This window comes from Paraburkholderia phymatum (assembly GCF_040965635.1).
In the GTDB taxonomy this organism is placed as follows: Bacteria; Pseudomonadota; Gammaproteobacteria; order Burkholderiales; family Burkholderiaceae; genus Paraburkholderia; species Paraburkholderia phymatum_B.
This window is the reverse complement of the sequence record NZ_JBFRCH010000003.1, coordinates 57,200-81,652: the sequence shown is the minus strand read 5'-3', so window position 1 is coordinate 81,652 and position 24,453 is coordinate 57,200. Positions and strand designations below refer to the sequence as shown.

Sequence of the window (24,453 nt, the reverse complement as noted above, 5' to 3'; positions counted from 1 at the left end):
CGACTAGCGCGGCTTGGCGCTGCGATCCGGTTCCATGCCTTCGACACGGAACATTCCGCTATGCAGGATCACGCTTTCGCCTCCGTTCTCATCGAGCGCCTCGGCGCAGACGGAACGGATGCGGGCGCGCCCTCGTTCGTATGCGCCGATCAACGCGCCTTCGAGCGGCGAGTCCGCGCCGAAGTGATCTTCGAGCGCCTCGGCCGTGATCTCGCACACGACAGGCTCGCCATCGACGCACGCGGTAAAGCGCACGACCAGGCTCGACCCATCGAATGCGGGAGCATCATCGGTGAATGTGATGTGCATGTGAGAGTCCTCGTACGCCGCACGCGGCATGAACACCTTGATCATCCCGTTCATGACGATGCCTTTCGCGCATCCGCGAGTTGCTGCGCCATCTGGAGATGGTGACGGATAACGGGGAGCGCGCGCGTCGCCGCGCTCTTCAGTTGCGGGTCCTGGCCGCTTTCGCTCTCCTTCTGGAACAGCTCGACTGCCTTCTGGTGACCGCCCACCGCGACCTCGTCGATATATGCCTTGTCGAAGTCCGCGCCCTTGAGCCCCTGCAGCTTGCCGACCAGCGCCGAATCGGCGCCCGGCGCCTTGCCGAGGCCCTTGCCCGCGGCGACGACGTCGAGACTGCGCGCGAGCCGCATGTGATCGGCGATCATCTGTTGCGCGAACTTCTTCACCTGCGGATCGGAGGAATTCTTCAGCGCGAGCTTGCTCGCGGCGATCTCCGTGGCGCCCGCCTGCGAAGCGTCCTGCACGAACTGCTGATCGCCCGGCGCAAGCTTCGACGACTGCGCGTTGACGACACAGGTCGCCACGCCGAGCGCGACGATCGCAGGCAATACGACGGCTCTAACGAGTGGGCGATGAATCATGCGTCTCTCCGCTTTAGCGCTTGCTCTGATCGCTTGCAGCATGGTCGCGCCGTAACTCACGCGGCCTTCTTCTTCGACAGCTGCGCAATCAGTGTCCTGTTGAACGCGGGAATATCGCCGGGCTTGCGGCTCGTGATGAAGTTGCCGTCCTCGACGACTTCCTTGTCGACCCACGTGCCGCCCGCGTTGCGAATATCGTCTTGCAGGCTCGGCCAGCTCGTGACCGTGCGCCCTTTCATCAATCCGGCGGAAACGGGCAGCCACGCGCCGTGGCAGATCACGGCGACAGGCTTCTTCGCCTGATCCGCCGCCTTGACGAACGCCTGCGCTTGCGGCAGCAGACGGATCGCGTCGCTGTTCACGACGCCGCCCGGCAGGACCACTGCGTCGTAGTCGCCCGGCGACGCGTTGTCGAATGTCATATCGACATCGACGAAATCGCCCTTGTCGACGTGCCTGAAGCCCTGAATCTTTCCGCCCGTGGCAGAAATTACGTGTACTGTCGCTCCCGCTTCCGTGAGCGCGCGGCGCGGCTCGATCAGCTCGGCCTGCTCGAAGCCGTCGACTGCGAGTACCGCAACCTTGCATCCCGTGAGTGCGTTCGCCATGTATTCGTCCTCCCTCACTATCGGCGTGCTGCCTTGTTCGTCCTGCCGGCACGCGAACACGCGGCCGGACATTCGTTGATCAGGCGAGCAAGTTCGGTGCCCAGGTGTCGCGGCAATACCAGCGATGCGCGTCATGCAAATGCATGGCACCGCTATTGCACGGGTTACGTCATATCGCTGAACGAGCCGGAATCAACAACGCAGATGAAAACGATGACACGTCACACGGCCGAAGCGATTGCCGACGCGTGGCCTTCGCCGATGCCTGCCGGACTGTGGCACGCCGACGACACGCGGCCCGGCTTCACGCGCAGGAAAACGCGCGGCACGTTCGCGTATTTCGATCTGGACGGCAAGCGCATCAGGGACGAAGCGCAGATCGCGCGCATCCATGCTCTTGCGATTCCGCCCGCATGGTGCGACGTATGGATCTGCGCGGACCCGCGCGGCCATATTCAGGCCACGGGACGCGACGCGCGCGGCCGCAAGCAGTACCGGTATCACCCGCAATGGCGCGAGACGCGCGACGCCGACAAGTTCGAACGCATGGCCGCCTTCGGACGCGCACTGCCGAAGATACGCGCGTGCGTCGCGCGCGACCTCGCACGCGCAGGCATGCCGCGCGAGAAAGTCGTCGCGGCCGTCGTGCAACTGCTCGATACGACGTTGATTCGCGTTGGCAGCGTCGAGTACGCGCGAGAAAACCAGTCCTATGGGCTCACGACGCTGCGCAAAAAACACGTGAACATCCGATCCGGCGAAGTGCGCTTTCGTTTTGCGGGCAAGAGCGGCATCGAACACGATGTGACCGTCGAGAATCCACGCGTCAAGCGCATCGTGCGCGCATGCGCAGAACTGCCGGGACACGATCTCTTTCAATACATCGACAATGACGGCACGCGCGGCACAGTCGAATCCGCCGACATCAACGACTATCTGCGCAATGCGAGCCGCGCCGACTTCACCGCGAAGGACTATCGCACTTGGGCGGGCAGCGTATTCGCGATGACCGCGCTGCGGCACCTCGTCTGCGTAAGCGCGGCAGAGGCACACCGTCATGTCGTAGCGACCGTGAAGGACGTAGCGGGGCTGCTTCGCAACACGCCCGCTGTATGCAGGCGCTGTTACATCCATCCCGAAGTGATTGCCGCCTTCGAAGCAGGCGAGCTACAAGAACGCCAGGAACTGTTGCCGCCGCGCGCGAGGCGTCATATGAACGTCGACGAGGCGGCATTTGCGGCGCTGCTTGCGCAATGGGAAGAACGCGACCGGCTTGCACACCGCCGCGCACGCAAAAACGGCGGCAACGCGAAATCAGCCGCGTCGACGGATGTCGAGCGAGCGAGACTCGCGACGCTGCTGAAAAAATCAGGCGCGCTGCCAAATCAGGCTAATAAGCTGGCTAATAAGCAGGCCTGTAAGCCGGCCTGTAAGCAGGCCAATAAGCGAACGAACAGGCAGGCGAATGTTCGAAAGACGGCCTGAGTGTTGACTCGTACGCGTTTGCGCCTCAGATCAGTCACGCAAACGCAAGCACGCATGCGCTCTGTGTCGGCGCATGCGTGCCCGCGTCACTCCTCGTAGGCGGCCATTACGAGCCACATATCGCGCTCGCCGTCATGAATCTCCGCTGCCAGCGCGTACGGATCGTTCGGTCCGCATGTCTTGAGTAGCGTGCGTTGTGCGACTTCCGCGTTGTCGAATACGCGCTCGTCGAGCGGACGGACTTCGCGCTTGCCTTCGAACATGTGCTCGTTCATCCGGTACACGAGCGGCTGCGTTTTCCATGTATTGAAGCAGTCCTTCACGTGTTGAAAGTCGCCACCGCAGATGTTGCTCTGATAGTGAATTTTCGAACGCATCACATCACCTCCATGGGGTGCGTGCCCGTCGCCGCGGTTGTGGATGCTCTACCGCGCAAACCGGATCGCGAGTGGGACGGACCTTGATGCGCCCGTTGTCCGCAACGCGGATCGCCACGTACCCCCGTTGTGTCGCGCCCTTCAGGTCCTCGATGAAGAACGCGGCGTGATTCGATTCCCTCATTACCCGGCGCTGCCGAGGTACCCCGTTACTGCGCGAAACGTCACTGGCTCGCGCCCGATGCGCCCGACGCCCCTGCTGCGCCGCTTGCGCTCATCGCGCCCGCGGCCGGGGCCATGCTGCTGCCCGCCGCGCCCGTGCTGGTGTTGTCCGCCTTCTTGCAGGCCGCGCCTAGTGACATCGACACGACCGCTATCGCGAGCAACGCGTATTTCCATCCTGGCTGTGTCATGATTCCTCCCGCCTTTGCTAAAGGTCCGGCATATCGCGCCACATCGCACCCGTATCGCGAAGCAGCGGCGCGCGCCGGACGGACTCAAGGGTCATTGCCCCTTCGTATCGCTGCTTGCGTCGGCGCCCGGCATGTTCGTCGTGTCGGTAGCCGACTTCTTGTGCGACTTCGACATCTTATGATGCATCTTTTTCGACGCATGCGTGCCCGACGATGCCATGCCCGCCCCCGTCTCATCGGACGAACTCATCCCGGCGCCATTGCCGCCACCGCCCGCCGAACCGCTGCTGTTATTGCCGCCCGTCTGGGCAAAAGCGCCTCCCGACAGTGCGAGCATTGCCGCTACGATCCATGCTTTACGGTTCTTCATCAGTTAGCTCCTTGAAAAACGTTATCAGTGAATGCGGTTGACTGCCGCCAAAAACCCTGGTGCCGTCACTCGTCAGTTCAGCAAACGGTGTGCCCCTGCGAAGCCGCGCGCACACGGCCGGAGGCGGCCTGGCACGGTTCTACGGGCCGCCATGCGCGATGAAGAACCGGGCCGCGCGCACACGCTCTTTGATATTTACAAAGCGGACGTAAATCTTTCGTGCAATAAATGGCGCAATATGGGCGCTGCGCCGCCAGGGATCGCAATGCTTGCATTACGTGTCCCGCTTTCGTGTTGGCTTTTGTGTCGGCTTGCATGTCCATTTGATTACCGGTTCCCATTCATTGCATCTGATCGCATTCGATCGAAGGAGAAGCCCATGCGTATATCCACATCATTTCTGTTCGACCTCGACGGCACGCTCGTCGATAGCGTGTATCAGCATGTGCTCGCCTGGAAGGAAGCACTCGACGAAGAAGGCATCGAATTGTCGGTGTGGCGCATTCATCGAAAGATCGGCATGAGCGGCGGCCTCTTCACGCATCAGTTGCTACGCGAAACGGGCGGCGACATGAGCACGGAGCGCGTCGAGCGCTTGCGCCGCGCGCATGCCCGCGCATACAAGCAACTTCACGCGAAAGTGCGGCCTCTGCCGGGCTCGCAGGCCTTGCTGGCCGCGCTGACGGAAAGCGGCACGCCATGGGCGATCGCGACCAGCGGCCGGATGGAAACGGCCGCCGTGAACCTGGAAGCCTTGGGCGTCGATCCGTCGAAGACCGTGGTCGTCACACGCGACGATGTGAAATACGCGAAGCCCGACCCCGATCTCTTCGTCGCCGCTGCGCACCGTCTCAATGTGCCCATCGAGCATGCCGTCGTCGTCGGCGACAGCATCTGGGACATGCTCGCGGCGCGGCGTTGCCGCGCACTCGGCGTGGGCCTGCTGTCGGGCGGCTACGGCCAGGAAGAACTCGAACGCGCAGGCGCATTGCGCGTCTATGAAGACCCCGCCGATCTGCTCGAGCATCTCGACGAAATCGCCGCGCGGCCCTGATTCGCGCTGCTCATTCGCTCTCTCGCTCTCTTCGCGATCGACACCGCACGACGTGCTACGTACGTGGCACGCCGTGTGCAGCGCTTCTGTCATTCCGCGACCGCAACGATGTCGCATGGGACCAGAACAAGGTGCTCTGCTCCAGCTCTGGTCGACCGCGCTGCATGGGAGAGAGATCATGAACCGCGAAGAAAACTCCGCCGACACTTCCACATCCCGTCCCGACGACGCCCCGCAAGGCCAGCCACAACCGCCCGACACCACGAAGGAACTGCCCGAGTTGCCCGATCCTGTCGAAGTCGGCGAGGACGGCTGAGGCGTTCGTTGAGCCGTTCACGCATGCCGCGCAAACGCGACGGCGTGGAATAGCTGTTGCTCGAATCCGCCTGTACGCACACCCACGACGGAGAACGATCATGACGATGGCGAAGCAGTCGCAAGGCGCGAATATCGTCGGCACGGGCCGCAGCGGATCGACGGGCCCGGGCCCCGACGTGATGGCGGCCGCCACGCTCGACGGCGACAAGGTACTGAGTGCCGATGGCAACGATATCGGCAAGATCAGGGACATCATGCTCGACGTGCGCTCGGGACGGATCGCGTATGCGGTGCTGTCGAGCGGCGGCTTTCTCGGCATCGGCGACAAGCTGCTTGCGATTCCATGGAGCGCGCTCACGCTCGACGCGGACCGCAAATGCTTTCTGCTCGACATGCCGACCGAAAGCGTGAAGAACGCGCCGGGCTTCGACAAGGACCACTGGCCGCCGATGGCGGACGCAACCTGGGCGACTTTGGTGCACCAGTACTATGGATGCGCGCCCTATTGGCATAGAAGCGAAAGCGCGGGCGGCGGGGAATTCGGCACTGGAGACATTCCGCCCGGATCATCCGATGCGCCCGAAGCGGGCGGCGTGAAGCTGTGATAAATCGGGGACCATGATGGGTACAAGCAAACGCAGTGGAACGTCGAATGGCAAGAATACGGCCGCGCACGCGTCGACGCGCACGAAAGGCGGCCGCCCTCCGCGCCAGCGGCACACGCAGGCGCAGGCCGCGCATCATCGCGCGCGAACGTCGTCCGCGAGTTCGTCGAAAAGGACGTCGAAGTACTGGTCGCATCACGTGATGGAAACGAGCGATGCGATGGACCTCGAAAAGGATATCTTCAGGACGGGCAGCGCCGAAGAAATCGCGCAATCGCTCAAGCGTTCGTCGACGAGCAGCAAGCGGCGCAAGGGCACGCCGTTCCAGTCCGCGATGTCGATGCTCAACTTCTATATCAACCGCGCGGGCCGCAATTTGCCGAAGTCGCGCAAGAGCACGCTCGAACAGGCCAAGCGCAAACTGCGCGAGGCGTTCGGCCGCACGCCCTGACAGACAGCGATGTCGGCGGCGCGCTCCCGAGTACGCGCGCGTCGCTCTTCACACGGCAAAGCGCCGCGCTGATCGCGGCGCTTTTCTTCGTCGTGGGGCCGCTCGCTGTCGAAGCTTCGCGGCTGTCGTGTTCATGGGCACGATCAACGTGTTCTTCTATCTCGACAAGCGCAAGATCGGGTTGCTGCTGGTGGGCGGTTCACAGGGATCACGCTGTCGCTGAATCCCGCTTGCTACGGCTATGGCTTCGCGACGTCGCTGCTCGTCGTGGTGCTCGCCAGTCTTTATCTGCTCGACCGCAAGCTCGATTCGCTCGAGTACGAGACGTTCATGCTGCAATGAGCCCCGTTGCGATGATGACGCGGCGTGAAGCGTCACGCCGCGTCGTCTGCCTGAAGCCTGAATCGCAGCGGGCTTAAAAGGCTCAGCCGTTGCCTTCGCGGCCCCAGCGCGTTTCGGCGATCTGCTGACGGCGCGGATCGCCCTGACGCTCCAGCATCCAGCCCGGATACTCAGACGGCAGGCGGCTCACCTCGTCGAGCTTCGCGAGATCGTCCGCGCCCAGTTCGACCTGGGTCGCCTTGATGTTGTCGTCGAGCTGATCGACCCGCTTCGCACCGACGATCACGCTCATCACCGCGCGCTGATGCAGCAGCCACGCAAGCGCGATCTGCGCGACGGACACGCTCTTCGCTTTCGCAATCGCGCGCATGACGTCGACGCAATCGAACGCGCGCTCGCGATCGACGGGCGGAAAGTCGAACGTCGTGCGGCGGCTGCCCGCCTCGCCCTGCTGCTCGCGGCCATACTTGCCGCTCAGCAATCCGCCCGCGAGCGGGCTCCAGACCATCAGGCCGAGGCCTTCGCTCTTCAGCATCGGCACGAGTTCGCGTTCGAGATCGCGGCCCGCAATCGTGTAATAGGCCTGCAACGTATCGAACCGCGCGAGCCCGAGCCGCTCGGAAATGCCGAGCGCTTTCACGATCTGCCACGCGGCCCAGTTCGACACGCCGATATAACGCACATGTCCCTGTTGCACGAGCGTATCGAGCGCGCGCAGCGTTTCTTCGATCGGCGCCGCGGGATCGAAGCCGTGGATCTGATACAGGTCGACGTGATCGAGTTGCAGCCGTTGCAGGCTCGCCTTGATGCCGTCCATGACGTGATAGCGCGACGCGCCGCGCGCATTCGCAAAGTCGCCCGTCTGGCCGAAGACCTTCGTCGCGACGACGACGCTGTCGCGCGGCACCTTCAGGTTTCTGAGCGCCTGCCCGGTGATCTGCTCGGAGAGGCCGGACGAGTAGACGTCGGCCGTGTCGATGAAATTAATGCCGGCGTCGATCGCGCGGCCTATCAGCCGTTCGGCGTCGTTCTGCTGCAAGTCGCCGATATGCTGCCAGATGCCGCCGGTGCCGCCGAACGTCATCGTGCCTAGACATAGTTCCGACACGAAGACGCCTGTGCGGCCAAGCTGGTTGTATCGCATGGTTCGAGACTCCATCGTGGGTGATGAATCGATGCTCAGCCGATGAGCATACTCGTTGCTTCTGGATGCTGCTGGCGGGTTGCCATTGGGTCGTGAGCGCCGGGTTCTGTTCGTGCGATGCGGCATCGATGATGCCTTGTTGCTTTCATTCGGCACACGATGGTGTCGTTTTTCATTCGATGTTCTGGATGCTGCTAGACGCACGCCTTTGCTTGCCTTTGCATCGATGCGGCGGTTGTCATCGTCGCCGGCGGGTCGCTGTGGGGGGGACGCGGGTGCGGCTGACCGGTAGTTGCGTTTAGCCGCCTACGAACGCGTCGGCTCACAGCGAAGCCCCCGCGCGGCCTCTGCGATCGCGCTGTCAGCACGAAGCCACGAAACCTGCGAGACTGAAGCGGTCTAATGGTTGCCGGGTCGCGGCCACCACTGGATATACGCCGCGCCGCCCCCATCTCCGATGCCATGACTTCCGCCTCCCCTGCCGCTCGCGTGCTGGCCGACTTCCATCCCGCCGTCGCGGGCTGGTTCGAGAAAACCTTCGCCGCGCCCACGGACGCGCAAGCCGCCGCGTGGCCGCTGATCCGCAGCGGCCGGCATACGCTCGTCGCCGCGCCGACGGGCTCCGGCAAGACGCTGACCGCCTTTCTGGCCGCGCTCGACGAGCTCGTGCGCGACGGGCTGGCGCACGACGGCACGCTGCCCGACGAAACCCTGGTGGTCTACGTGTCGCCGCTGAAGGCGCTGTCGAACGATATCCGCATCAACCTGCAAACGCCGCTCGAAGGGATCGCTTGCGAACTCGCGCAGCGCGGGCTGGCCGCGCTCGACATCCGCACGGCCGTGCGCACGGGCGACACGACGCAGCAGGAGCGCGCCGCGTTGAAGAAGCGCGCGCCGCATATTCTCGTCACGACGCCGGAATCGCTGTATGTGCTGCTCGGCTCGGAGTCGGGCCGCAAGATGCTGTCGACGGTGCGCACGGTGATCGTCGACGAAATTCACGCAATGGCGGGCAGCAAGCGCGGCAGCCATCTCGCGCTAACGCTCGAACGGCTCGACGCGTTGTGCGGCCGGCGCTTGCCGCGCATCGGCCTGTCGGCGACGCAAAAACCGATCGAAGCCGTCGCGCGCTTTCTCGTCGGCGGCACGAGTCTCGACAGCATGACGGATAACGCCTTCCACAGCGGCGCGGACCTCGATCGCGTGACGGATAACGCCGCTCACAGCCGCGCGGGCCGCGATCGCATGACGGATAACGCCACTGACAGCAGCCCGCCCGCCGACTGCGCGATCGCCGACGTCGGCCACGTGCGCGAGCGCGATCTCGCGCTCGAAATTCCGCCCGTACCGCTCGAAGCGGTGATGTCGAACGAAGCGTGGGAACTGGTCTACAACCGGCTCGCGGAACTCGTCGCGCAACACCGGACGACGCTCGTGTTCGTCAACACGCGCCGGATGGCCGAGCGCGTCGCGCGCCATCTGACCGAGCGGCTCGGCAAGAATGCCGTCGCCGCGCACCACGGCTCGCTCGCGAAAGAGCATCGCTTCGACGCCGAGCAGCGCCTGAAGCGCGGCGAACTGCGCGTGCTGATCGCGACGGCGTCGCTGGAACTCGGCATCGATATCGGCGATGTCGATCTCGTCTGCCAGATGGGCTCGCCGCGCGCGATCGCGCCGTTTTTGCAGCGCGTCGGACGCTCGGGACACCATGTGGGCGGTATGCCGAAGGGACGGCTGTTCCCGGCTTCGCGCGACGATCTGATCGAATGCGCGGCGCTGCTCGATTGCGTGCGGCGCGGCGAACTCGATCAGTTGCATATTCCGCGCGCGCCGCTCGACGTGCTCGCGCAGCAGATCGTCGCGGAAGTCTCGAACGCCGAATGGAGCGAAGACGGGCTCTTCGATCTCTTCCGGCACGCCGCGCCGTATGCCGATCTGAAACGCGAGCAATACGACGCCGTGCTGCGCATGCTCGCCGAGGGCTACACGAGCCGCCACGGCCCGCGCGCCGCGTACGTGCATCGCGACACCGTCAACGGCACGTTGCGCGGGCGGCGCGGCGCGAAACTGTACGCCGTCACGTCGGGCGGCACGATTCCGGAGAACGCCGATTACGCGGTGATCCTCGAACCGCAAGGGCTCAATATCGGCACGGTCAACGAGGACTTCGCGGTCGAGAGTCTCGCGGGCGACGTGTTTCAGCTCGGCAATGCGTCGTACCGGATCATGCGCGTCGAAAGCGGGCGCGTGCGCGTCGAGGATGCGCAAGGCCAGCCGCCGAATATTCCGTTCTGGCTCGGCGAAGCGCCCGGACGCAGCGACGAATTGTCGGCGGGCGTCGCGCGTCTGCGTGTCGAGATCGAGCGGCGACTGGCGGTTGCGGCCGATGCAAAGACCACGCTGCACGCGCCCGAAGAAGCGCCAGCCGACGCGCGCGACGAACCCACGGCCGTCGCCGAGCGACCCGCTGCCTTGCTCGATCTCGAACCCGCCATCGCGTGGCTCGTGGAGCGAACCGGGCTGATCGAGCCGGCCGCGCGGCAGATCGTCGAGTATCTGGCGCGCGCACGTCAGACGCTCGGCGCGCTGCCGACGCAGGACACGCTCGTGATGGAGCGCTTCTTCGACGAATCGGGCGGCACGCAACTCGTGATCCATACGCCGTTCGGCAGCCGCGTGAATCGCGCGTGGGGACTCGCGCTGCGCAAGCGTTTTTGCCGCACGTTCAACTTCGAATTGCAGGCCGCTGCGACGGAGGACGCGATCGTGCTGTCGCTGACGGGCGCGCACAGCTTCGCGCTCGACGAAGTGTGGCGCTATCTGCGGTCGGCGACGGCCGAGCACGTGCTGATCCAGGCGCTGCTCGACGCGCCGCTCTTCGGCGTGCGCTGGCGCTGGAACGCGACGACGGCGCTCGCGTTGCCGCGCTACACGGGCGGCCGCAAGACAGCACCGCAACTGCAACGCATGCGCAGCGACGATCTGCTCGCGACCGTGTTTCCCGATCAGGCCGCGTGCCTCGAAAACATCGTCGGCGAGCGCGAGCTGCCGAGTCACCCGCTCGTCGATCAGACCATCGACGATTGCCTGCACGACGCGATGGATACGCAAGCGTGGCTCGCGTTGCTGCGGCGTATCGAACAAGGCGAGATCGCGCTCGTGAGCCGCGACCTGCCCGCGCCGTCGCCGCTTGCAGCCGAGATCTTGACGGCCAAGCCCTATGCGTTTCTCGACGATGCGCCCATCGAAGAGCGCCGCACCCAGGCCGTGCTGAATCGCCGCTACACGAGCGGACCCGAATCCGCCGACGATCTCGGCGCGCTCGATGCCGACGCGATCGCAAGCGTGGTTGAAGAAGCATGGCCGCAAGCGCGCAACACCGACGAAATGCACGAAGCGCTGACGGGTCTTGCGTGCATCACGGAAGCCGAGGCGCAGCGCAACGAAGGGTGGAGCGCGTGGCTGTCCGGGCTGGCAAAGACGGGCCACGCGACGCGCATGCAGATCGCCCGGCACGATGCGCTATGGCTGCCCGCCGAACGGCTGACATGCCTGCGCGCGATCTATCCTCACGCCGAGATCGAACCGGAGGTCCAGGCGCCCAAAGGTTTCGACGACGCCTGGGCAGAAGACGACGCGCTGGTCGACGTGGTCCGCGCGCGGCTGACGGGCTTTGGGCCGCTGCCGTTATCGGCGATTGCGCGGGCGCTGGCTTTGCCCGCATCGGCCGTCGCACAGGCACTGACGCGGCTCGAAGCGGAAGGCTACGTGATGCGCGGCCGTTTCACGCCACGTGCGGCCGACGAGGAATGGTGCGAACGGCATCTGCTCGCGCGCATTCATCGCTATACGGTTCGTCGCTTGCGACGGGAAATCGAGCCTGTCGAGCGGCACGACTTCATGCGCTTTCTGCTCGAGTGGCAGCGCGTCACGCCCGATACGCGCGGCGAAGGGCGCGATGCGCTCGCGGCCGTGCTCGATCAGCTGGAGGGATTCCAGGCGGCAGCGGGCGCGTGGGAGGAAGACATCCTGCCCGCGCGGCTGAAAGACTATTCGATCACATCGCTCGACGAGTTTTGCCGCTCGGGCAAGATCGTCTGGACGCGGCTCACGGAACGCGCGCGCGGCGCGAGCGCGCCCGTGCGCAGCACGCCCATCGTGTTGCTGCCGCGCCGTGCACTGCCCGTGTGGAGCGCGCTGATCGATCCCGCGAAGCAGCCGGAACTGTCGTCGAAAGCGCAGCTCGTGTTCGACGCGCTGACCCAGCACGGCGCGATGTTCTTCGATGAACTGCTGACGGATGTGCATCTGCTTCGCGTCGAACTGGAGAATGCGCTCGGCGAACTGGTCGCGGCGGGACTCGTCAATTCGGACAGCTTTGCGGGTCTGCGCGCGCTGCTCAAGCCGGTCGCGAAGCGCAACGCGTCGTATTATCCGAGCCGCCGTCCGCGCGGCGCGGGCGCACTGATCGGCGGCATGGACGACGCAGGACGCTGGGCGTTGTTGCGGCGACCCGCTGCAGTGGCCAAAGACGCGGCAGACGATGCGTCCGCTGCGTTGCCTGCGTGCCGTCCGCCGCCGCTCGCGCCGGACGTGCTCGAACACATCGCGATGGCGCTGTTGCGGCGATATGGCGTCGTGTTCTGGCGGCTGCTTGAACGCGAAGCCGAATGGCTGCCGCCGTGGCGCGACCTGCTGCGCGTGTGTCAACGGCTCGAAGCGCGTGGTCAGGTGCGTGGCGGGCGTTTCGTGAACGGACTCGCCGGCGAACAGTTCGCACTGCCGGAAGCGATTCCGCTGCTTCGCGAAGTGCGGCGGCATGCCAACGATGGCGCCTACGTGTGCGTGGCGGGCACCGATCCGTTGAACCTGGTGGGCACCCTGTTGCCGGGGAACAAGGTGCCGGCCGTGACGGGCAACCGCGTGTTGTATCGCGATGGCGTGCCCGTCGCGTCACTCGTTGCGGGCGAATTCAATCTCCCGCCCGACGCCGACGGTGAGACGAAACAGCTGATGCGCATGCGGCTCGCACGGCGATATTGAGCGCGGCAAGGTCGCACGCTGCACTCAAATGGCGATGGCTGTGAAGGCGTGGGTCAAGCGGCCCGCGCGCCGAAACGCAGCCGCGCGCACCGCGCTTTCGGCATCGACGACGGCGCGCGACAGCGACCTCGCGGATCTCAACTGTCCTGTGATTAGCACGCCGATCGCTGCGACGATTCCCATCTGCGCGACGACAATGACGCCGCACATAGGATTGGCTGCAAACGCGGAGCGGCAGAACAGATCGGTGATGGGATCGACAGGGCTTGTGCCACGCGCGCGCCGCTCGACGCATGGCTGCGCAATAGTTCTGAAGGCCCTGCGCCGCGAGCACAGACCAGCGAGTATCCATGCGCTCAGAAACGGCATCAACAACATGCCCTGGAACGCGACGCTGCCGTTGAACGCATTGTCGAGGCAGAAGCGGACGTAGTCGGCGTCGGCGTCACGCAACGTGCCCGACGCGAGCAGCGCCTCGCCCTCACGCGCGAGTTCGAGCCGCATGGGATGCACGGCGTCGGCGAGGCGCCTCGCCAGCAGCAGGTAGACGGCGGCGCAGACCGCCAGCGTGGCGCAAAGGCGCAGCAAATTAAAGTATTCCATTATTTCGACGCACTCCTTCGGAAATGCCGGATGATGACCTTGCGCGCTGCGTCGTATTCCGACTTCTTCAGCCCAACGGGGTCGATGATGATCCGGAAAATAAAGAATGAAACGAACAGGCCCGCTATCAGCAACGGCAGCATCACTTCGAGAAAAACAAGCGGCTCCGAGCGTGGCGAAATCGATCAGTTCGATCAGCGCGTCACCGATCGTTGCTCCACTTGCCATACGCCTCCCGAGACTCTTGCCGCGTCATTGCATTAATAAAAATCCTACCACTGTGGGCAAATTCGTAGAGGAATTCTAAACGTCAAAATTTGTGGAAAAGAGATGGGCGCGGCGACGTCACTCGCTCGCCGCGCCCGCCGGCGCTTGCGTTTTCTCGCTTATTCGCCCGGGCTATACATGTCGAGCAGCTTGAGCGTCACGCCATTGGTCCAGCCGAAGCCGTCCTGCAACGGATACTCGCCACCGCCTCCACCGCCCGTCCCCGATCCTTCGACGACATACTTCTCGACCAGCTTCTGCTCTTTCGAATACACGTTCTTCACGTCAGCGAGAAAGCGCGTTCCGATCTGCGCGGCGAGATCGCGGCGTCCATAGCGCGTGAGGCCTTCGATCCCGATCCAGTGCAGCGGCGCCCAGCCGTTCGGCGCATCCCATTGCTGGGTCGTGTTGTAGGTCGACGTCGTCAGGCCGCCGGGCTTGAGCAGGATGGCCGCAACGACATTCGCGGTCTTCTGTGCGCGATCCGGCCACGCCGCGCCCGCGAAGAGCGGATACAGCATCGCCGGCGTCTGGTTGTCGCGCGGCTTCGCGAGCTTCCAGTCGTAATCGCCGTAATACCCCTTGCTGTTCCACAGGTACCGGTTGATACCCTCGGCACGTTTGGCCGCCTTGCCGATGAACTGCACGACGCAGCCGAAATCGCGCGCCTCGGAGCAGCCCCGTGCGATGGTCGTCTCCAGATGGAACATCAGGCTGTTCAGGTCGACGGGGATGATCGCCGTCGTGCGTACCGTCGTCAGGTTCACGTTGTCGCCGAACCAGCGCGAGCTGAAGTCCCAGCCGCTTTCCGCCGTCGCGCGCAGATCGCGATACACGTCGCTGGGCGTGCGGCCCGTTGCCTGCTGCGCCGTCTGCACGTCTTCGAGATATGACTCGTCGCGCGGCGTGTCGAGTTCGTCCCAATAGCGGTTCAGCACCGTATGATCGGGCAGCACGACGACGTTGCGCGTCGCGTCGCCGGGCTTCGTCGTCGACGCGCCCTGCATCCAGTACGCGTACTCCTTGCGCATCTGCGGCAGGTACTTCTGATAGACGCGCCCGCCCTCGACCTTAGCCGCGAGTTCGACCATGTACGAGAAGAACGGCGGCTGCGAGCGGCTCAGATAGTATGTGCGGTTGCCGTTCGGAATGTGGCCGTACGTGTCGATCATGTACGCGAAGTTGTCGAGCATGTTGTCGACGAGATCTTCATGACCCGACTCCTGCAAGCCCAGCATCGTGAAATACGTGTCCCAGTAGTAGCCCTCGCGAAAACGCCCGCCCGGCACGACATAGGGCTTCGGCATCGGAATCAGCGAGCTGTTCGGCGGCGCGCTCGTCGTCGTGCGCGTCAGCGCGGGCCACAGCCAGTTGATGTGATCGCGCAGCGACTGATTCGCGGGCGGCGTGATGACGGGCTCGGAAGGCGGCGTGAAGTACTTGTTGACGAAGTCCGCCAGCGAAAAGCCAGCATCGTTCTTATGCGCGTCATACAACTGCACGATCGTGGCGGGATCGGCGTTCGGGGTTGCGTCGACGAAAGTCTTCTGGTCGGGATAGATCTGCGCGGTTTGCACGGCGACGAAAAGGTCGCCATACAACTGGTCGGGCGGCGGCGGAAGCGGCCCGCCGATCTGCGTATCGGCGCTCGCCACGCGCGCGAAACCGGCGAACAGCATGAAGCCCGACAACGCGATCGCGCGACGCATCGTCGTCGATGGAATGGCGGTTGAATGGTCGTTCGGGACAGACCTGCATGGCACACACGACAGCATACTCATGTCTCCCTCCTCGGAAAGGTGGACAACCGGTCTGGTCTGCCGTCGCGCTTTTTTATCGCTTTGCGAGCATCGCACACGAGCACATGCGCGCGCAATCGAGCGTCAACGTTTTCGGAATCGGTTCGTTAGATGCGCATAGCTTCCATGCATTTTGATTAAAGAATGGCTTGAGAACAGTCGTTAATAGATCGGAGCCATAGCCCTGCCGCTTCGATACAATGAAGCGCAGCCCATACGACGCTTTGCCCCCGCCTGCTTTACTCGAATTCGGAGTTTGACTGAAGGCAACGGTTTGCCCAGGGACCCCTCATGAACGACGGCCAACACGATCAGGTGCTTTTCGCCCGCTTCGGAACGAGCAGTCCGTGCTGGCGCCTGTCCAGCGACAGCAACGCGCTCGAGCTGTCGCCGGAAACGGACGACCGTGCGGCCACCGTCGCGATCGCGCTATCCGGCGCGCAAGCCGCGCAGATTCGCCGGCTGACGGGCGTCACGTCGCACCTGACGATGGACGTGCGCCTGCACGGCGAGCCGCTGCGGCTGCATCTCGTCGGCAAGAAGCTCAGCGGCAGCACCTGGGCGGGCACCGCATCGGCGTTCGAGGACACGGAGTCGGTCGCGCGCGACCTGGTGCACGGCCTGTCGTTCGCCGAACAGGTCGTGTCGGAAGTCAATTCCGTCGTCGTGATCGTCGACCGGAACGGCCGCATCCAGCGCTTCAACCGTCTCGCCGAAGAACTCACGGGCATGAAGGAAGAAGACGTGATCGGGCGCAGCGTGTGGGCGCTCTTCATGTCGTCGGAAGCGGGCGCGGCGTCGAGCCAGAACATTTCGGGCTTTTTCAATCGCGGCGTCGCGTATGAAGTCGAGCGCCGCGTGCGCACCGTGCACGGCGAACGGCTCTTTCTCTTTCGCAACAAGTTCGTGATGAGCGGCAGCGGCGTCGACGAGCAGTTCCTGATCTGCTCCGGCACCGACATCACCGAGGAGCGCCGCGCGCAGGACCGCCTCACCGAGCTCGCGAACACCGATTCGCTGACGGGCCTGCCGAACCGCAACGCGATCCACGACAAGACCCGCACGGCCATCGCGAGCGCGGCGCCGGGCGTCTCCGTCGGCATTCTGTTTCTCGATCTCGACAACTTCAAGAAGGTCAACGATCACTACGGACACGTGTTCGGCGACCGGCTGATCCAGGACGTGTCGTCGGCCGTGCGCGAATGCCTCGGCGCCGACGACATGCTCGCGCGCCTCGGCGGCGACGAATTCATCGTGCTGTCGCCCGTCGCGACGGCCGGGTCGATGGAAGCGACAGCGCAACGCATCCTCGAACGGCTGCGCACGCCGTTCAGCCTCGGACTCGTCGAGGTCTATACGGGCTGCTCGATCGGAATCGCGATGTTCCCCGAGCACGGCGACAGCCTCGAAGCGCTGATCCGCGCCGCCGATACCGCGATGTACGTCGCCAAGGACGACGGCAAGCGCACCTATCGCGTGTTCTCGCCGGAGATGAACCGCAAGGTCGCCGAATACATGTGGCTCGACACGAACCTGCGGCGCGGGCTCGAAGAAGGCCAGCTGACGCTGCACTATCAGCCCAAGCTCTCGCTCGCGACGGGCAAGGTGTACGGCGTCGAGGCGCTGGTGCGCTGGAATTCGCCGGAGCGCGGGCAGATCATGCCCGCCGCGTTCATCCGCTATGCGGAAGAGTCGGGGCTCATCGGGCCGCTCGGCCGCTGGGTCATGCAGACGGCCGCCGAACAGGCTGCGCAATGGCAGGCGCGCGGACTGTCGCTGCGCGTGGCGATCAACGTGTCGGCGCGGCAACTGGTGGATACGGCCATCGTGTCGCATTTCAACGAGGCCTTGCAAAACGCGAAACTCGATCCGTGCCTGCTCGATATCGAGCTGACGGAAAGCTGCCTGATCGAGGACGAAGCGGCCGCGATCGGCCTCATCACGCAATTCCGCGATCTCGGCGCGCAGGTCCATCTGGACGATTTCGGCACCGGCTATTCGTCGCTGTCGCAACTGGGGCGTATTCCGCTCGATGTAATCAAGCTCGATCGCAGTTTCGTGAGTTCGATCAACGCGGACAGGAAGTCTCAGGCGCTCGTGCGCTCGATGGTGGCCGTCGCGCAGGCGCTGCAACTGAAGGTGGTCGCCGAAGGAATCGAGACCGAATCGGAAGAACTGTTCATGAAGGGACTGGGCGTCGAATACGTGCAGGGCTATCTGTACGGCAAGCCGATGCCCGCTGCTGATTTCGAGCGCTGGCTGAATGACAGGCAGAAGATCCGGTTGATCGCCTGAACCCCCGAAAAGTCTGCTCGACCCGACGGGTCCCCTGCCTGTCGGCCGCTCGCGCGGCTGGCTACCGCAGAATGCGCAGAATGCATGCTGAGTACTGCGGGTTTGCTGCCTTGATGATTGCTGTGTCGATTGCGTCCGTGTCGATTGCGTCTGCGCTGAATGCGCGACTCAACGCGTTCACGCGGCGTTCACGGCCGCCTGGCGCAGATTCCCGGTGCGGCGGTTCTGCAGCATCACGAGCCGCTCCATGAACGCAAGGTCTTTCTCTTCGATCGTGAACGCGGCCTGCACCCAGTCCTCCGTAATCTCCATCAGCTCGGCGCGCGAAAGCTGCAATACGCGCTGACGTGCCCGCACCATCGCGCGGATGCCGTTGAGCTTCGGGCGCAGCGTATCGATGAAAGTACGCGTCGCCACGTACGCCTCGCCCGGCTCGAAGAGCTGATCGACGAGACCGCGGCTCGCATGCCATTCGGCCGTGTGCGATTCGCCGCCGCCGATCAGTTCCTCCGCGAGGCGCATGCCCGCCTTGCGCGCGACGAGCGAATAGCCGCCCATGCCGGGGAACAGATTGAACGCGATCTCGGGAAAGCCCATCCGCGCGTCGTTCTGCGCGAGCACGAAGTGATGCGCAAGCGCGGCTTCGAAGCCGCCGCCCAGCGCCGAGCCCTCGATCATCGCAATCGAGATCGCCCCCGTGTCGAAACCGCGCGCCGCCGCATGCACGCAATCGACGCAGGCGCGCGCGTACGCCATCAGTTCCTGCCGGTGGCCCGAGCGGATCGCGTCGGCGAAGAAATTGAGGTCGCCGCCGACGTTGAACATCGACGGAATGGCCGAGCCTGTGACCCAGAAATCGATCGGCAAGCGCGAATCGCGTGCGGCCTGCGCCAGTTCGAGAATGTCGTGGACAAGCTCCAGGTTGAAGCATGGACGCGGCTGCGCGCGCAGTATCATCCACATGACATTGCGCTCTTCTTCGTAATAAGCGGCGATTTGCGACAAATTGCCCGCTTCGAGGAATGGACGGCAGGCGTGATGGTTTTGCAGATTCATTTTGAACGGTCCTTTGAGGTTAAACACTGGGTGAAGCAATGCGAGCCTAAAACAGACCGGAATACGTTGGGGGAGGCCTAACGAACAGAAGGGAGCAGTTCGTCATAAGTATCGCGATGCCCACTGGGCGAGATTCTTGACCAGCGCCGCTTGCGCAAACGATTGCAAATCGAGGCAAGGCTCCAGGCGCGCGCGCTTTCGCGTCCTTTAAAAGGGCGCAAAGTCGTCATTAGAATATTTGCTTTAAATCTCGGGCGTTTTTGCCCAGCGGATGATGCTATCGGTAATCGCGCTTATTGCGCGCACCGCACGCATTTGTTAAATGGAGGCAATGCGGCCGAAAAAGCGGCATTGCGAATTTCGAATGCGCGATGAATGGCGTTTTCACGCGGCGCGGCGAGCGCCCGCGCATTGCCTGTGAATCAGGCGCGTGACGCACGCATGCCGATGCTGATGCGCCGATTTCGATGCCGATGTCGATGTCGATGCGCCTATTTCGATGCGCTCATTTCGATGCCGATGCCGGGCTGATGCGCCGATGTCGATGCATGCTGATGTCGATGCGCCCATTTCGATGCCGATGCCGATGCCGATGCCGATGCTGATGCGCCGATGTCGATGCGCCGATTTCGATGCCGACGCAACGTCATGCGCGCCGTTTTTGCGCCGACCGTATGTCGTCGTCACGCGAAGGTTGCGCAATCACGAACGTGGGTTGTTCTCGCGTTATCGCAGACGCACCGACCAGCCATCGGCCTGTTCCTGGGTCAAACCTGCCGCCAGCGCCGCATCGCGGATCTGCCGCCACGTCTCGGGATCGACGGGAATCCCGTTGGCCTCGCGCTCGGCACGCGTCGCGCGCTCCGGTTCGCCCGGCGCGTAGATGCGCTCGACGCCCGCGGCAAGCGGCGACGCCTTCACCCACTCGACGAACGCGTCGGCCTCGGCTTCGGCGTTCGGCGCATCGAATGCGTTGGGATCGACGATCACCGACAGCATGCAGTTGATGATTGCGTTGGTCTGTTGCAGCGTGTCGTCGTGCGTCGTGTAGCCGCCCGACAGCGCGCCGCCGAAAATCTCGCACATCGCCGCGAGACCGAAGCCCTTGTGACCGCCCGCCTGCCCGCCGACGGGCATCAGCGCGCCGAACGGCGCCTGCATCATCACGGCGGGATCGACGGTCGGCTTGCCTTCGTGATCGATCAGCGAACCGGACGGCACCTCCTTGCCCTGGTTGTACGCGACGCGCGTCTTGCCGTAAGCGACGGCGCTGGTGGCGAAGTCGAGCACGAGCGGCGCCTTGCCCGCGCGCGGAAACGCCGCGCAAAACGGATTGGTGCCGATGCGGCGGTCCGCGCCGCCGAACGGCGCGACGAGCGGATCGCCCGCCACGTTGACGAAGTGAAACGACACGAAGCCCGCCTTCGCGCACTGCTCGGCCCAATGCCCGATGCGGCCGATGTGATGCGCGTTGCGCAGCGCGACGGCGCACACGCCGAGCTTGTTCGCGCGCTCGATGCCGAGTTCCATCGCTTCATGCGCGACGACCTGGCCGAAGGCCTTGCCGCCGTCGATCGTCAGCACGGCGCCGACATCCTTGACGACGCTCGCGTGACCATTGAGCTTCAGCTCGCAATCGCGCAACGAATCGACATAGCGCGGAATCATGCCGACGCCATGCGAATCGTGTCCCGTCAGATTGGCCGCGACGAGATGATCGGCGACGAGTTGGGCTTCGCGCGGCGCGCTGCCCGCCTGCTCCCAGATCGCGCGCACATAGGCGTGCAGTTGATCGGCCGGAATGCGGGGAGCGGACGTCTGGGCAGTGCGCGTGTCGTTCATTCGATGATGGGCTCGTTCAAAGGAGGCGGATGGACAGCGGGAGAGACCGGCCGGCCCCTCCCGCGCGCGAACGTCCGCGATGCGAACGCTCGGAGAACAACTTGAAGGACGTCTACGAGGACAACTTCAGGGACGACTTCAGGGACAACTTCAAGGCGCGGCGGCGATCACCTCCGCCACGGCCGCCGTCAGCTTCTTGCCATACGGCACATGCAGGAACTCGTTCGGACCGTGCGCGTTCGACTTCGGTCCGAGCACGCCGCACACCATGAACTGCGAGGTCGGGAAGCCTGCCTTCAGCACGTTCATCAGCGGGATCGTGCCGCCCTGCCCGATGAACGCAACGTCCGCGCCGTAATGCTGGCGCGATGCGTCGTTCAGCGCGGTGGCCAGCCACGGCGCGAGTTCCGGCGCGTTCCAGCCTGTCGCGGCTCCCGCGTCCGGCTTGAACGTGACTTTCGCGTTGTACGGCGGATCGAATTCCAGCAGCGACTTCAGCTGCTGCACGGCCTTGTCCGCTTCGACGAGGGGCGGCAGGCGCAGCGACAGCTTGAACGCCGTGCGCGGACGCAGCACGTTGCCCGCATCGGCGAGCGAAGGCAGCCCCGCCGCGCCCGTCACCGACAGCGACGGACGCCACGTCGAATTGAGCAGCGCCTCTTTCGGATCGGTCGTCGTCGGCAGCACGGGGCCGCCGTCCTGGCCGCACGACCACGGCAGCTTCTTCCACACGTCGTCGCCGAGAATCTGCGCGGTCGCTTCGACTTCGTTCAGACGGTCGAGCGGAATCGGGCAATGGAAGCCCTTCGGCAGCAGCGTGCCGTCCGCTGCGTCTTCGAGCCGCTCGAACAGTTGGCGCATGACGCGGAAGCTCGACGGTGCGATGCCACCGTAGCTGCCCGAGTGAATGCCTTCGTCGAGCACCTGCACTTCGAGGTCGCCGGAGACGAGGCCGCGCAGCGATGTGGTCAGCCATAGCTGATCGTAGTTGCCCGCGCCCGAATCGAGGCACACGACGAGTCCGACCTTGCCGAGCCGCTCGCGCAATGCGTCGACATACGGAAGCAGGTCATAGCTGCCCGACTCTTCGCACGTTTCGATCAGGCCGACGCAGCGCGGACGCTCGATGCCTTGCGCGTCGAGCGCCGCCAGCGCCGTGAGGCTCGCGTAGACCGCGTAACCGTCGTCGGCGCCGCCGCGGCCGTAGAGCTTGCCGTCTTCGAGCTTCGGCGTCCACGGACCGAGGTCCTTGCGCCAGCCGTCGAATTCAGGCTGCTTGTCGAGATGGCCGTATAGCACGATCGTTTCCGTGCTGCCCGAACGCGTGGCTGGCGATTCGAAGAAGATCACGGGCGTGCGGCCCGGCAAGCGGACGATTTCGAGCTTCAGTCCGCGCACGGGCTGCTGCTCGGCCCACTTCGCGGCCTCCGTGATCACGCGCTCGATGTAGCCGTGCTTCTGCCAGTCAGGATCGAACGCAGGGCTCTTCGCGGGCACGGCGATGTAGTCGGTCAGCGCCGGCACGATCTCATCGTTCCACTTGCGATCGACGAATTCGCGCAGCGTGTCGTGATTCAGCTTGTGAGCCTGTTGGGTTTCGTCGGAGATCATGATGGCAATCCGGGTCAGTCGAAACGCACATGATAAGCCCCTCGCGCCCGCATTGCCGAATTCATCCGATCCGTGACGCCGCTTCAGCGCGGCGCCAGACGGCTGCCTGGCACAGGCTTGCAACGGGCTTTCCACGCCGCGTGCGCCCGTCACGCATTCGCGCGACAATGCACGCATAACTACGACGCGCCTGGGAGGCCCTCGATGAGCTACAACATCGTGGTTCAAGGCGTCGCGACCGTGGTTGCGCTGGGTCTGTACTTCCTGCCGTCCATCGTCGCCGATCGCCGAAAGCGCCATGACCTGCTGACCCTTGCGCTCTTCAATGCTTGCATGGGCTGGACCGTGTTTGGCTGGCTGATCGCGCTCTACTGGGCATTTCAGCCGAATCCGCCCGTCAATCTGGAAGGCGAAGTGGTGCGCTCGCGGCGCGTCATCAGCATGCGGACCTTCACGAAGATGCTCGGCGAGCGTGTGCAGATGCGCGAGTCGCGCGATCGTTCGACGAAGTGACGCGCACTTGAACCTGAACCCCTTGCACAAAAGCGAGTCATGCCGATGCAGCTCACGCCGTTTCAGATTGCGATTCCCGATGCAGAGCTTGCGGCGCTCAACGCGCGCCTCACGCAAATGCGCTGGCCCGATCCGTTCGACACGCCGCCGTGGGCACTCGGTACCGATCCGCGCTATCTGCGCGAACTCGTCGACTATTGGGCAAACGTATATGACTGGCGCGCGACGCAAGCGCGGCTCAACCGTGAGCCGCAGTTCATTGCGCGCGTCGGCGGACTCGGCGTGCATTTTCTGCATCGGCGCGGCATCGGTCCTAAGCCCTATCCACTCGTCATCACGCATGGTTGGCCCGGATCGTTCGTCGAGTTCATCGAGCTGCTGCCGCATCTGTGCGATCCCGCATCGGTGGGAGCGGACCCAGCCGACGCATTCGATGTCGTCGTGCCGTCGATGCCCGGCTACGGTTTTTCCGAGCGTCCGTCGAAGCCCGGCATGTCGGTGTTCGCGATCGCGGACCTGTGGGCCGAGCTGATGCGCGGCCTCGGCTACGAGCGCTTCGGCGCGCAAGGCGGCGATCTGGGCGCGGCCGTATCGATGGCGTTGGCCGTGAACCATGCACAGCACGTCGACGGCATTCACCTCAACTTCCTGCCGAGTTCGTATGCTCCGGCTCTGACGGCAAGCGATCCGCCCGTCACGCACGAAGAACAGGACTTTCTTGCGGCCAAAGCCGCATGGGCCGATGCGGAAGGCGCTTATGCGCACATGCACGGCACGAAACCGCAGACGCTCGCGTTCTCACTGAACGATTCGCCAGTGGGACTCGCCGCATGGATCGTCGAGAAATTCCGCGCGTGGAGCGATTGCGATGGCGACGTCGAGCGCGCATTTTCGAAGGATCAGTTGCTGACCGACCTCTCGCTGTACTGGCACACGCAGACCATTGGCTCGTCGGTACGGCTCTATGCGGAGACGCGCGCGCGGCCCTTGCGTTTCGAGCCCGGCCAGCGAGCGACGCCGCCGCTCGGCTTTGCGCGTTTTCCAAAAGAGATCAGCCAGCCGCCGCGTTCGTGGATCGAGCGCGTGTTCAACGTCACGCAGTTCGCCGACATGCCGCGCGGCGGGCATTTCGCCGCGATGGAACAGCCCGCGCTGCTCGCGGGGGAAATCCGGCGCTTCTTCCGGCCGCTGCGCGGCTGACCGTGGTTGATTGCGATTAAGCGCGGTTCACGTTCAGCGCTCGCGCGGCGCCCGGTGCGTTAGCGCAAGCGCATCACCTGCACGGCGCTGCAACTGCCGCGCGCACGCTGAAGTGTATCGACACGCAGCGCCGATTCTGTCTCTGGCATCCGCTTGCCCCGCGCGGA

21 protein-coding genes and 1 pseudogene are annotated in these 24,453 nt (G+C 64.3%); 10 read left to right on the top strand and 12 right to left on the bottom strand.

Annotated elements, in window-relative coordinates:
* Window positions 1-3 precede the first annotated feature (3 nt).
* Genes AB4Y32_RS06980 through AB4Y32_RS06970 form a run of 3 tightly spaced genes read right to left on the bottom strand, consistent with a single transcriptional unit; the run spans window position 4 to window position 1,498 of the window.
* The gene (locus AB4Y32_RS06980; protein WP_439899759.1) at window positions 4-363 is read right to left on the bottom strand and encodes a DUF1488 domain-containing protein; all 360 of its coding nucleotides are present in this window, start codon (window positions 361-363) and stop codon (window positions 4-6) included.
* Window positions 360-890, bottom strand: a complete 531-nt coding sequence (locus tag AB4Y32_RS06975; protein ID WP_368720628.1) for a DUF4142 domain-containing protein — start codon at window positions 888-890, stop codon at window positions 360-362. The genes AB4Y32_RS06980 and AB4Y32_RS06975 overlap by 4 nt, the downstream gene beginning before the upstream one ends.
* 56 nt (window positions 891-946) lie before the next feature.
* Window positions 947-1,498, bottom strand: a complete 552-nt coding sequence (locus AB4Y32_RS06970; RefSeq protein ID WP_368720627.1) for a type 1 glutamine amidotransferase domain-containing protein — start codon at window positions 1,496-1,498, stop codon at window positions 947-949.
* A gap of 204 nt (window positions 1,499-1,702) precedes the next feature.
* Here AB4Y32_RS06970 and AB4Y32_RS06965 point away from each other — a divergent pair, with 204 nt between their 5' ends.
* On the top strand, window positions 1,703-2,983 hold the full coding sequence (locus AB4Y32_RS06965) for a DNA topoisomerase IB (protein ID WP_368720626.1): 1,281 nt from the start codon (window positions 1,703-1,705) through the stop codon (window positions 2,981-2,983).
* A gap of 86 nt (window positions 2,984-3,069) precedes the next feature.
* Here AB4Y32_RS06965 and AB4Y32_RS06960 read toward each other — a convergent pair whose 3' ends face one another.
* From AB4Y32_RS06960 to AB4Y32_RS06950, 3 genes are all read right to left on the bottom strand, one after another.
* Window positions 3,070-3,360 carry a hypothetical protein gene (locus tag AB4Y32_RS06960; RefSeq protein WP_368720625.1) on the bottom strand — a complete coding sequence of 97 codons (291 nt, stop codon included), beginning with the start codon at window positions 3,358-3,360 and terminating at the stop codon, window positions 3,070-3,072.
* A 224-nt stretch (window positions 3,361-3,584) separates the two neighbouring features.
* Window positions 3,585-3,773 (bottom strand): hypothetical protein, encoded by a 189-nt coding sequence (locus tag AB4Y32_RS06955; protein WP_368720624.1) that lies wholly within the window; start codon window positions 3,771-3,773, stop codon window positions 3,585-3,587.
* A 91-nt stretch (window positions 3,774-3,864) separates the two neighbouring features.
* Window positions 3,865-4,143 carry a hypothetical protein gene (locus tag AB4Y32_RS06950; protein ID WP_368720623.1) on the bottom strand — a complete coding sequence of 93 codons (279 nt, stop codon included), beginning with the start codon at window positions 4,141-4,143 and terminating at the stop codon, window positions 3,865-3,867.
* Window positions 4,144-4,522: 379 nt separating this feature from the next.
* Here AB4Y32_RS06950 and AB4Y32_RS06945 point away from each other — a divergent pair, with 379 nt between their 5' ends.
* The 5 genes and pseudogenes from AB4Y32_RS06945 to pelG form a co-directional block, all read left to right on the top strand.
* Complete coding sequence (locus AB4Y32_RS06945; protein ID WP_368720622.1) at window positions 4,523-5,197, top strand: HAD family hydrolase; 675 nt, start codon at window positions 4,523-4,525, stop codon at window positions 5,195-5,197.
* Between the two features lie 178 nt (window positions 5,198-5,375).
* Window positions 5,376-5,513, top strand: coding sequence for a hypothetical protein (locus tag AB4Y32_RS06940; protein WP_368720621.1), 138 nt, complete (start codon window positions 5,376-5,378; stop codon window positions 5,511-5,513).
* A 100-nt stretch (window positions 5,514-5,613) separates the two neighbouring features.
* Window positions 5,614-6,120: a PRC-barrel domain-containing protein gene (locus AB4Y32_RS06935; RefSeq protein ID WP_368720620.1), complete on the top strand. Its 507-nt coding sequence runs from the start codon at window positions 5,614-5,616 to the stop codon at window positions 6,118-6,120.
* Window positions 6,121-6,136: 16 nt separating this feature from the next.
* Window positions 6,137-6,571 carry a DUF3175 domain-containing protein gene (locus AB4Y32_RS06930; protein WP_368721069.1) on the top strand — a complete coding sequence of 145 codons (435 nt, stop codon included), beginning with the start codon at window positions 6,137-6,139 and terminating at the stop codon, window positions 6,569-6,571.
* 124 nt (window positions 6,572-6,695) lie between these two features.
* Window positions 6,696-6,913: pseudogene (gene pelG / locus AB4Y32_RS06925) on the top strand (exopolysaccharide Pel transporter PelG); the annotation flags it as partial.
* A gap of 82 nt (window positions 6,914-6,995) precedes the next feature.
* Here pelG and AB4Y32_RS06920 read toward each other — a convergent pair.
* Window positions 6,996-8,057, bottom strand: coding sequence for an aldo/keto reductase (locus AB4Y32_RS06920; protein ID WP_368720619.1), 1,062 nt, complete (start codon window positions 8,055-8,057; stop codon window positions 6,996-6,998).
* Window positions 8,058-8,519: 462 nt separating this feature from the next.
* Here AB4Y32_RS06920 and AB4Y32_RS06915 point away from each other — a divergent pair, with 462 nt between their 5' ends.
* On the top strand, window positions 8,520-13,100 hold the full coding sequence (locus AB4Y32_RS06915) for a DEAD/DEAH box helicase (RefSeq protein WP_368720618.1): 4,581 nt from the start codon (window positions 8,520-8,522) through the stop codon (window positions 13,098-13,100).
* Window positions 13,101-13,124: 24 nt separating this feature from the next.
* On the opposite strand, the gene AB4Y32_RS06910 is transcribed toward AB4Y32_RS06915, so the two are convergent.
* Both AB4Y32_RS06910 and treA read right to left on the bottom strand, forming a co-directional pair.
* The gene (locus tag AB4Y32_RS06910) at window positions 13,125-13,703 is read right to left on the bottom strand and encodes a hypothetical protein (protein WP_368720617.1); all 579 of its coding nucleotides are present in this window, start codon (window positions 13,701-13,703) and stop codon (window positions 13,125-13,127) included.
* Between the two features lie 386 nt (window positions 13,704-14,089).
* Window positions 14,090-15,679 (bottom strand): alpha,alpha-trehalase TreA, encoded by a 1,590-nt coding sequence (gene treA, locus AB4Y32_RS06905; protein ID WP_368721068.1) that lies wholly within the window; start codon window positions 15,677-15,679, stop codon window positions 14,090-14,092.
* A gap of 381 nt (window positions 15,680-16,060) precedes the next feature.
* Here treA and pdeR point away from each other — a divergent pair, with 381 nt between their 5' ends.
* Window positions 16,061-18,064 carry a cyclic di-GMP phosphodiesterase gene (gene pdeR, locus AB4Y32_RS06900; RefSeq protein ID WP_368720616.1) on the top strand — a complete coding sequence of 668 codons (2,004 nt, stop codon included), beginning with the start codon at window positions 16,061-16,063 and terminating at the stop codon, window positions 18,062-18,064.
* 177 nt (window positions 18,065-18,241) lie between these two features.
* Here the strand turns inward: pdeR and AB4Y32_RS06895 are convergent, their stop codons facing one another.
* From AB4Y32_RS06895 to AB4Y32_RS06885, 3 genes are all read right to left on the bottom strand, one after another.
* The gene (locus AB4Y32_RS06895) at window positions 18,242-19,120 is read right to left on the bottom strand and encodes a crotonase/enoyl-CoA hydratase family protein (protein WP_368720615.1); all 879 of its coding nucleotides are present in this window, start codon (window positions 19,118-19,120) and stop codon (window positions 18,242-18,244) included.
* Between the two features lie 726 nt (window positions 19,121-19,846).
* Window positions 19,847-20,962 (bottom strand): malate/lactate/ureidoglycolate dehydrogenase, encoded by a 1,116-nt coding sequence (locus tag AB4Y32_RS06890; RefSeq protein ID WP_368720614.1) that lies wholly within the window; start codon window positions 20,960-20,962, stop codon window positions 19,847-19,849.
* A gap of 150 nt (window positions 20,963-21,112) precedes the next feature.
* The gene (locus AB4Y32_RS06885; protein WP_368720613.1) at window positions 21,113-22,573 is read right to left on the bottom strand and encodes a M20 family metallopeptidase; all 1,461 of its coding nucleotides are present in this window, start codon (window positions 22,571-22,573) and stop codon (window positions 21,113-21,115) included.
* Window positions 22,574-22,777: 204 nt separating this feature from the next.
* Here AB4Y32_RS06885 and AB4Y32_RS06880 point away from each other — a divergent pair, with 204 nt between their 5' ends.
* Both AB4Y32_RS06880 and AB4Y32_RS06875 read left to right on the top strand, forming a co-directional pair.
* Window positions 22,778-23,086 carry a superinfection immunity protein gene (locus tag AB4Y32_RS06880; protein ID WP_368720612.1) on the top strand — a complete coding sequence of 103 codons (309 nt, stop codon included), beginning with the start codon at window positions 22,778-22,780 and terminating at the stop codon, window positions 23,084-23,086.
* A gap of 45 nt (window positions 23,087-23,131) precedes the next feature.
* Window positions 23,132-24,286: an epoxide hydrolase family protein gene (locus AB4Y32_RS06875; protein ID WP_368721067.1), complete on the top strand. Its 1,155-nt coding sequence runs from the start codon at window positions 23,132-23,134 to the stop codon at window positions 24,284-24,286.
* Window positions 24,287-24,453: the final 167 nt, after the last annotated feature.

Bases quoted from the DNA above. Each gene is read 5' to 3' on its own strand.
- AB4Y32_RS06980 (WP_439899759.1), bottom strand. From the start codon at position 363: ATGAACGGGATGATCAAGGTGTTCATGCCGCGTGCGGCGTACGAGGAC.
- AB4Y32_RS06975 (WP_368720628.1), bottom strand. From the start codon at position 890: ATGATTCATCGCCCACTCGTTAGAGCCGTCGTATTGCCTGCGATCGTC.
- AB4Y32_RS06970 (WP_368720627.1), bottom strand. From the start codon at position 1,498: ATGGCGAACGCACTCACGGGATGCAAGGTTGCGGTACTCGCAGTCGAC.
- AB4Y32_RS06965 (WP_368720626.1), top strand. From the start codon at position 1,703: ATGAAAACGATGACACGTCACACGGCCGAAGCGATTGCCGACGCGTGG.
- AB4Y32_RS06960 (WP_368720625.1), bottom strand. From the start codon at position 3,360: ATGCGTTCGAAAATTCACTATCAGAGCAACATCTGCGGTGGCGACTTT.
- AB4Y32_RS06955 (WP_368720624.1), bottom strand. From the start codon at position 3,773: ATGACACAGCCAGGATGGAAATACGCGTTGCTCGCGATAGCGGTCGTG.
- AB4Y32_RS06950 (WP_368720623.1), bottom strand. From the start codon at position 4,143: ATGAAGAACCGTAAAGCATGGATCGTAGCGGCAATGCTCGCACTGTCG.
- AB4Y32_RS06945 (WP_368720622.1), top strand. From the start codon at position 4,523: ATGCGTATATCCACATCATTTCTGTTCGACCTCGACGGCACGCTCGTC.
- AB4Y32_RS06940 (WP_368720621.1), top strand. From the start codon at position 5,376: ATGAACCGCGAAGAAAACTCCGCCGACACTTCCACATCCCGTCCCGAC.
- AB4Y32_RS06935 (WP_368720620.1), top strand. From the start codon at position 5,614: ATGACGATGGCGAAGCAGTCGCAAGGCGCGAATATCGTCGGCACGGGC.
- AB4Y32_RS06930 (WP_368721069.1), top strand. From the start codon at position 6,137: ATGGGTACAAGCAAACGCAGTGGAACGTCGAATGGCAAGAATACGGCC.
- AB4Y32_RS06920 (WP_368720619.1), bottom strand. From the start codon at position 8,057: ATGCGATACAACCAGCTTGGCCGCACAGGCGTCTTCGTGTCGGAACTA.
- AB4Y32_RS06915 (WP_368720618.1), top strand. From the start codon at position 8,520: ATGACTTCCGCCTCCCCTGCCGCTCGCGTGCTGGCCGACTTCCATCCC.
- AB4Y32_RS06910 (WP_368720617.1), bottom strand. From the start codon at position 13,703: ATGGAATACTTTAATTTGCTGCGCCTTTGCGCCACGCTGGCGGTCTGC.
- treA (WP_368721068.1), bottom strand. From the start codon at position 15,679: ATGCGTCGCGCGATCGCGTTGTCGGGCTTCATGCTGTTCGCCGGTTTC.
- pdeR (WP_368720616.1), top strand. From the start codon at position 16,061: ATGAACGACGGCCAACACGATCAGGTGCTTTTCGCCCGCTTCGGAACG.
- AB4Y32_RS06895 (WP_368720615.1), bottom strand. From the start codon at position 19,120: ATGAATCTGCAAAACCATCACGCCTGCCGTCCATTCCTCGAAGCGGGC.
- AB4Y32_RS06890 (WP_368720614.1), bottom strand. From the start codon at position 20,962: ATGAACGACACGCGCACTGCCCAGACGTCCGCTCCCCGCATTCCGGCC.
- AB4Y32_RS06885 (WP_368720613.1), bottom strand. From the start codon at position 22,573: ATGATCTCCGACGAAACCCAACAGGCTCACAAGCTGAATCACGACACG.
- AB4Y32_RS06880 (WP_368720612.1), top strand. From the start codon at position 22,778: ATGAGCTACAACATCGTGGTTCAAGGCGTCGCGACCGTGGTTGCGCTG.
- AB4Y32_RS06875 (WP_368721067.1), top strand. From the start codon at position 23,132: ATGCAGCTCACGCCGTTTCAGATTGCGATTCCCGATGCAGAGCTTGCG.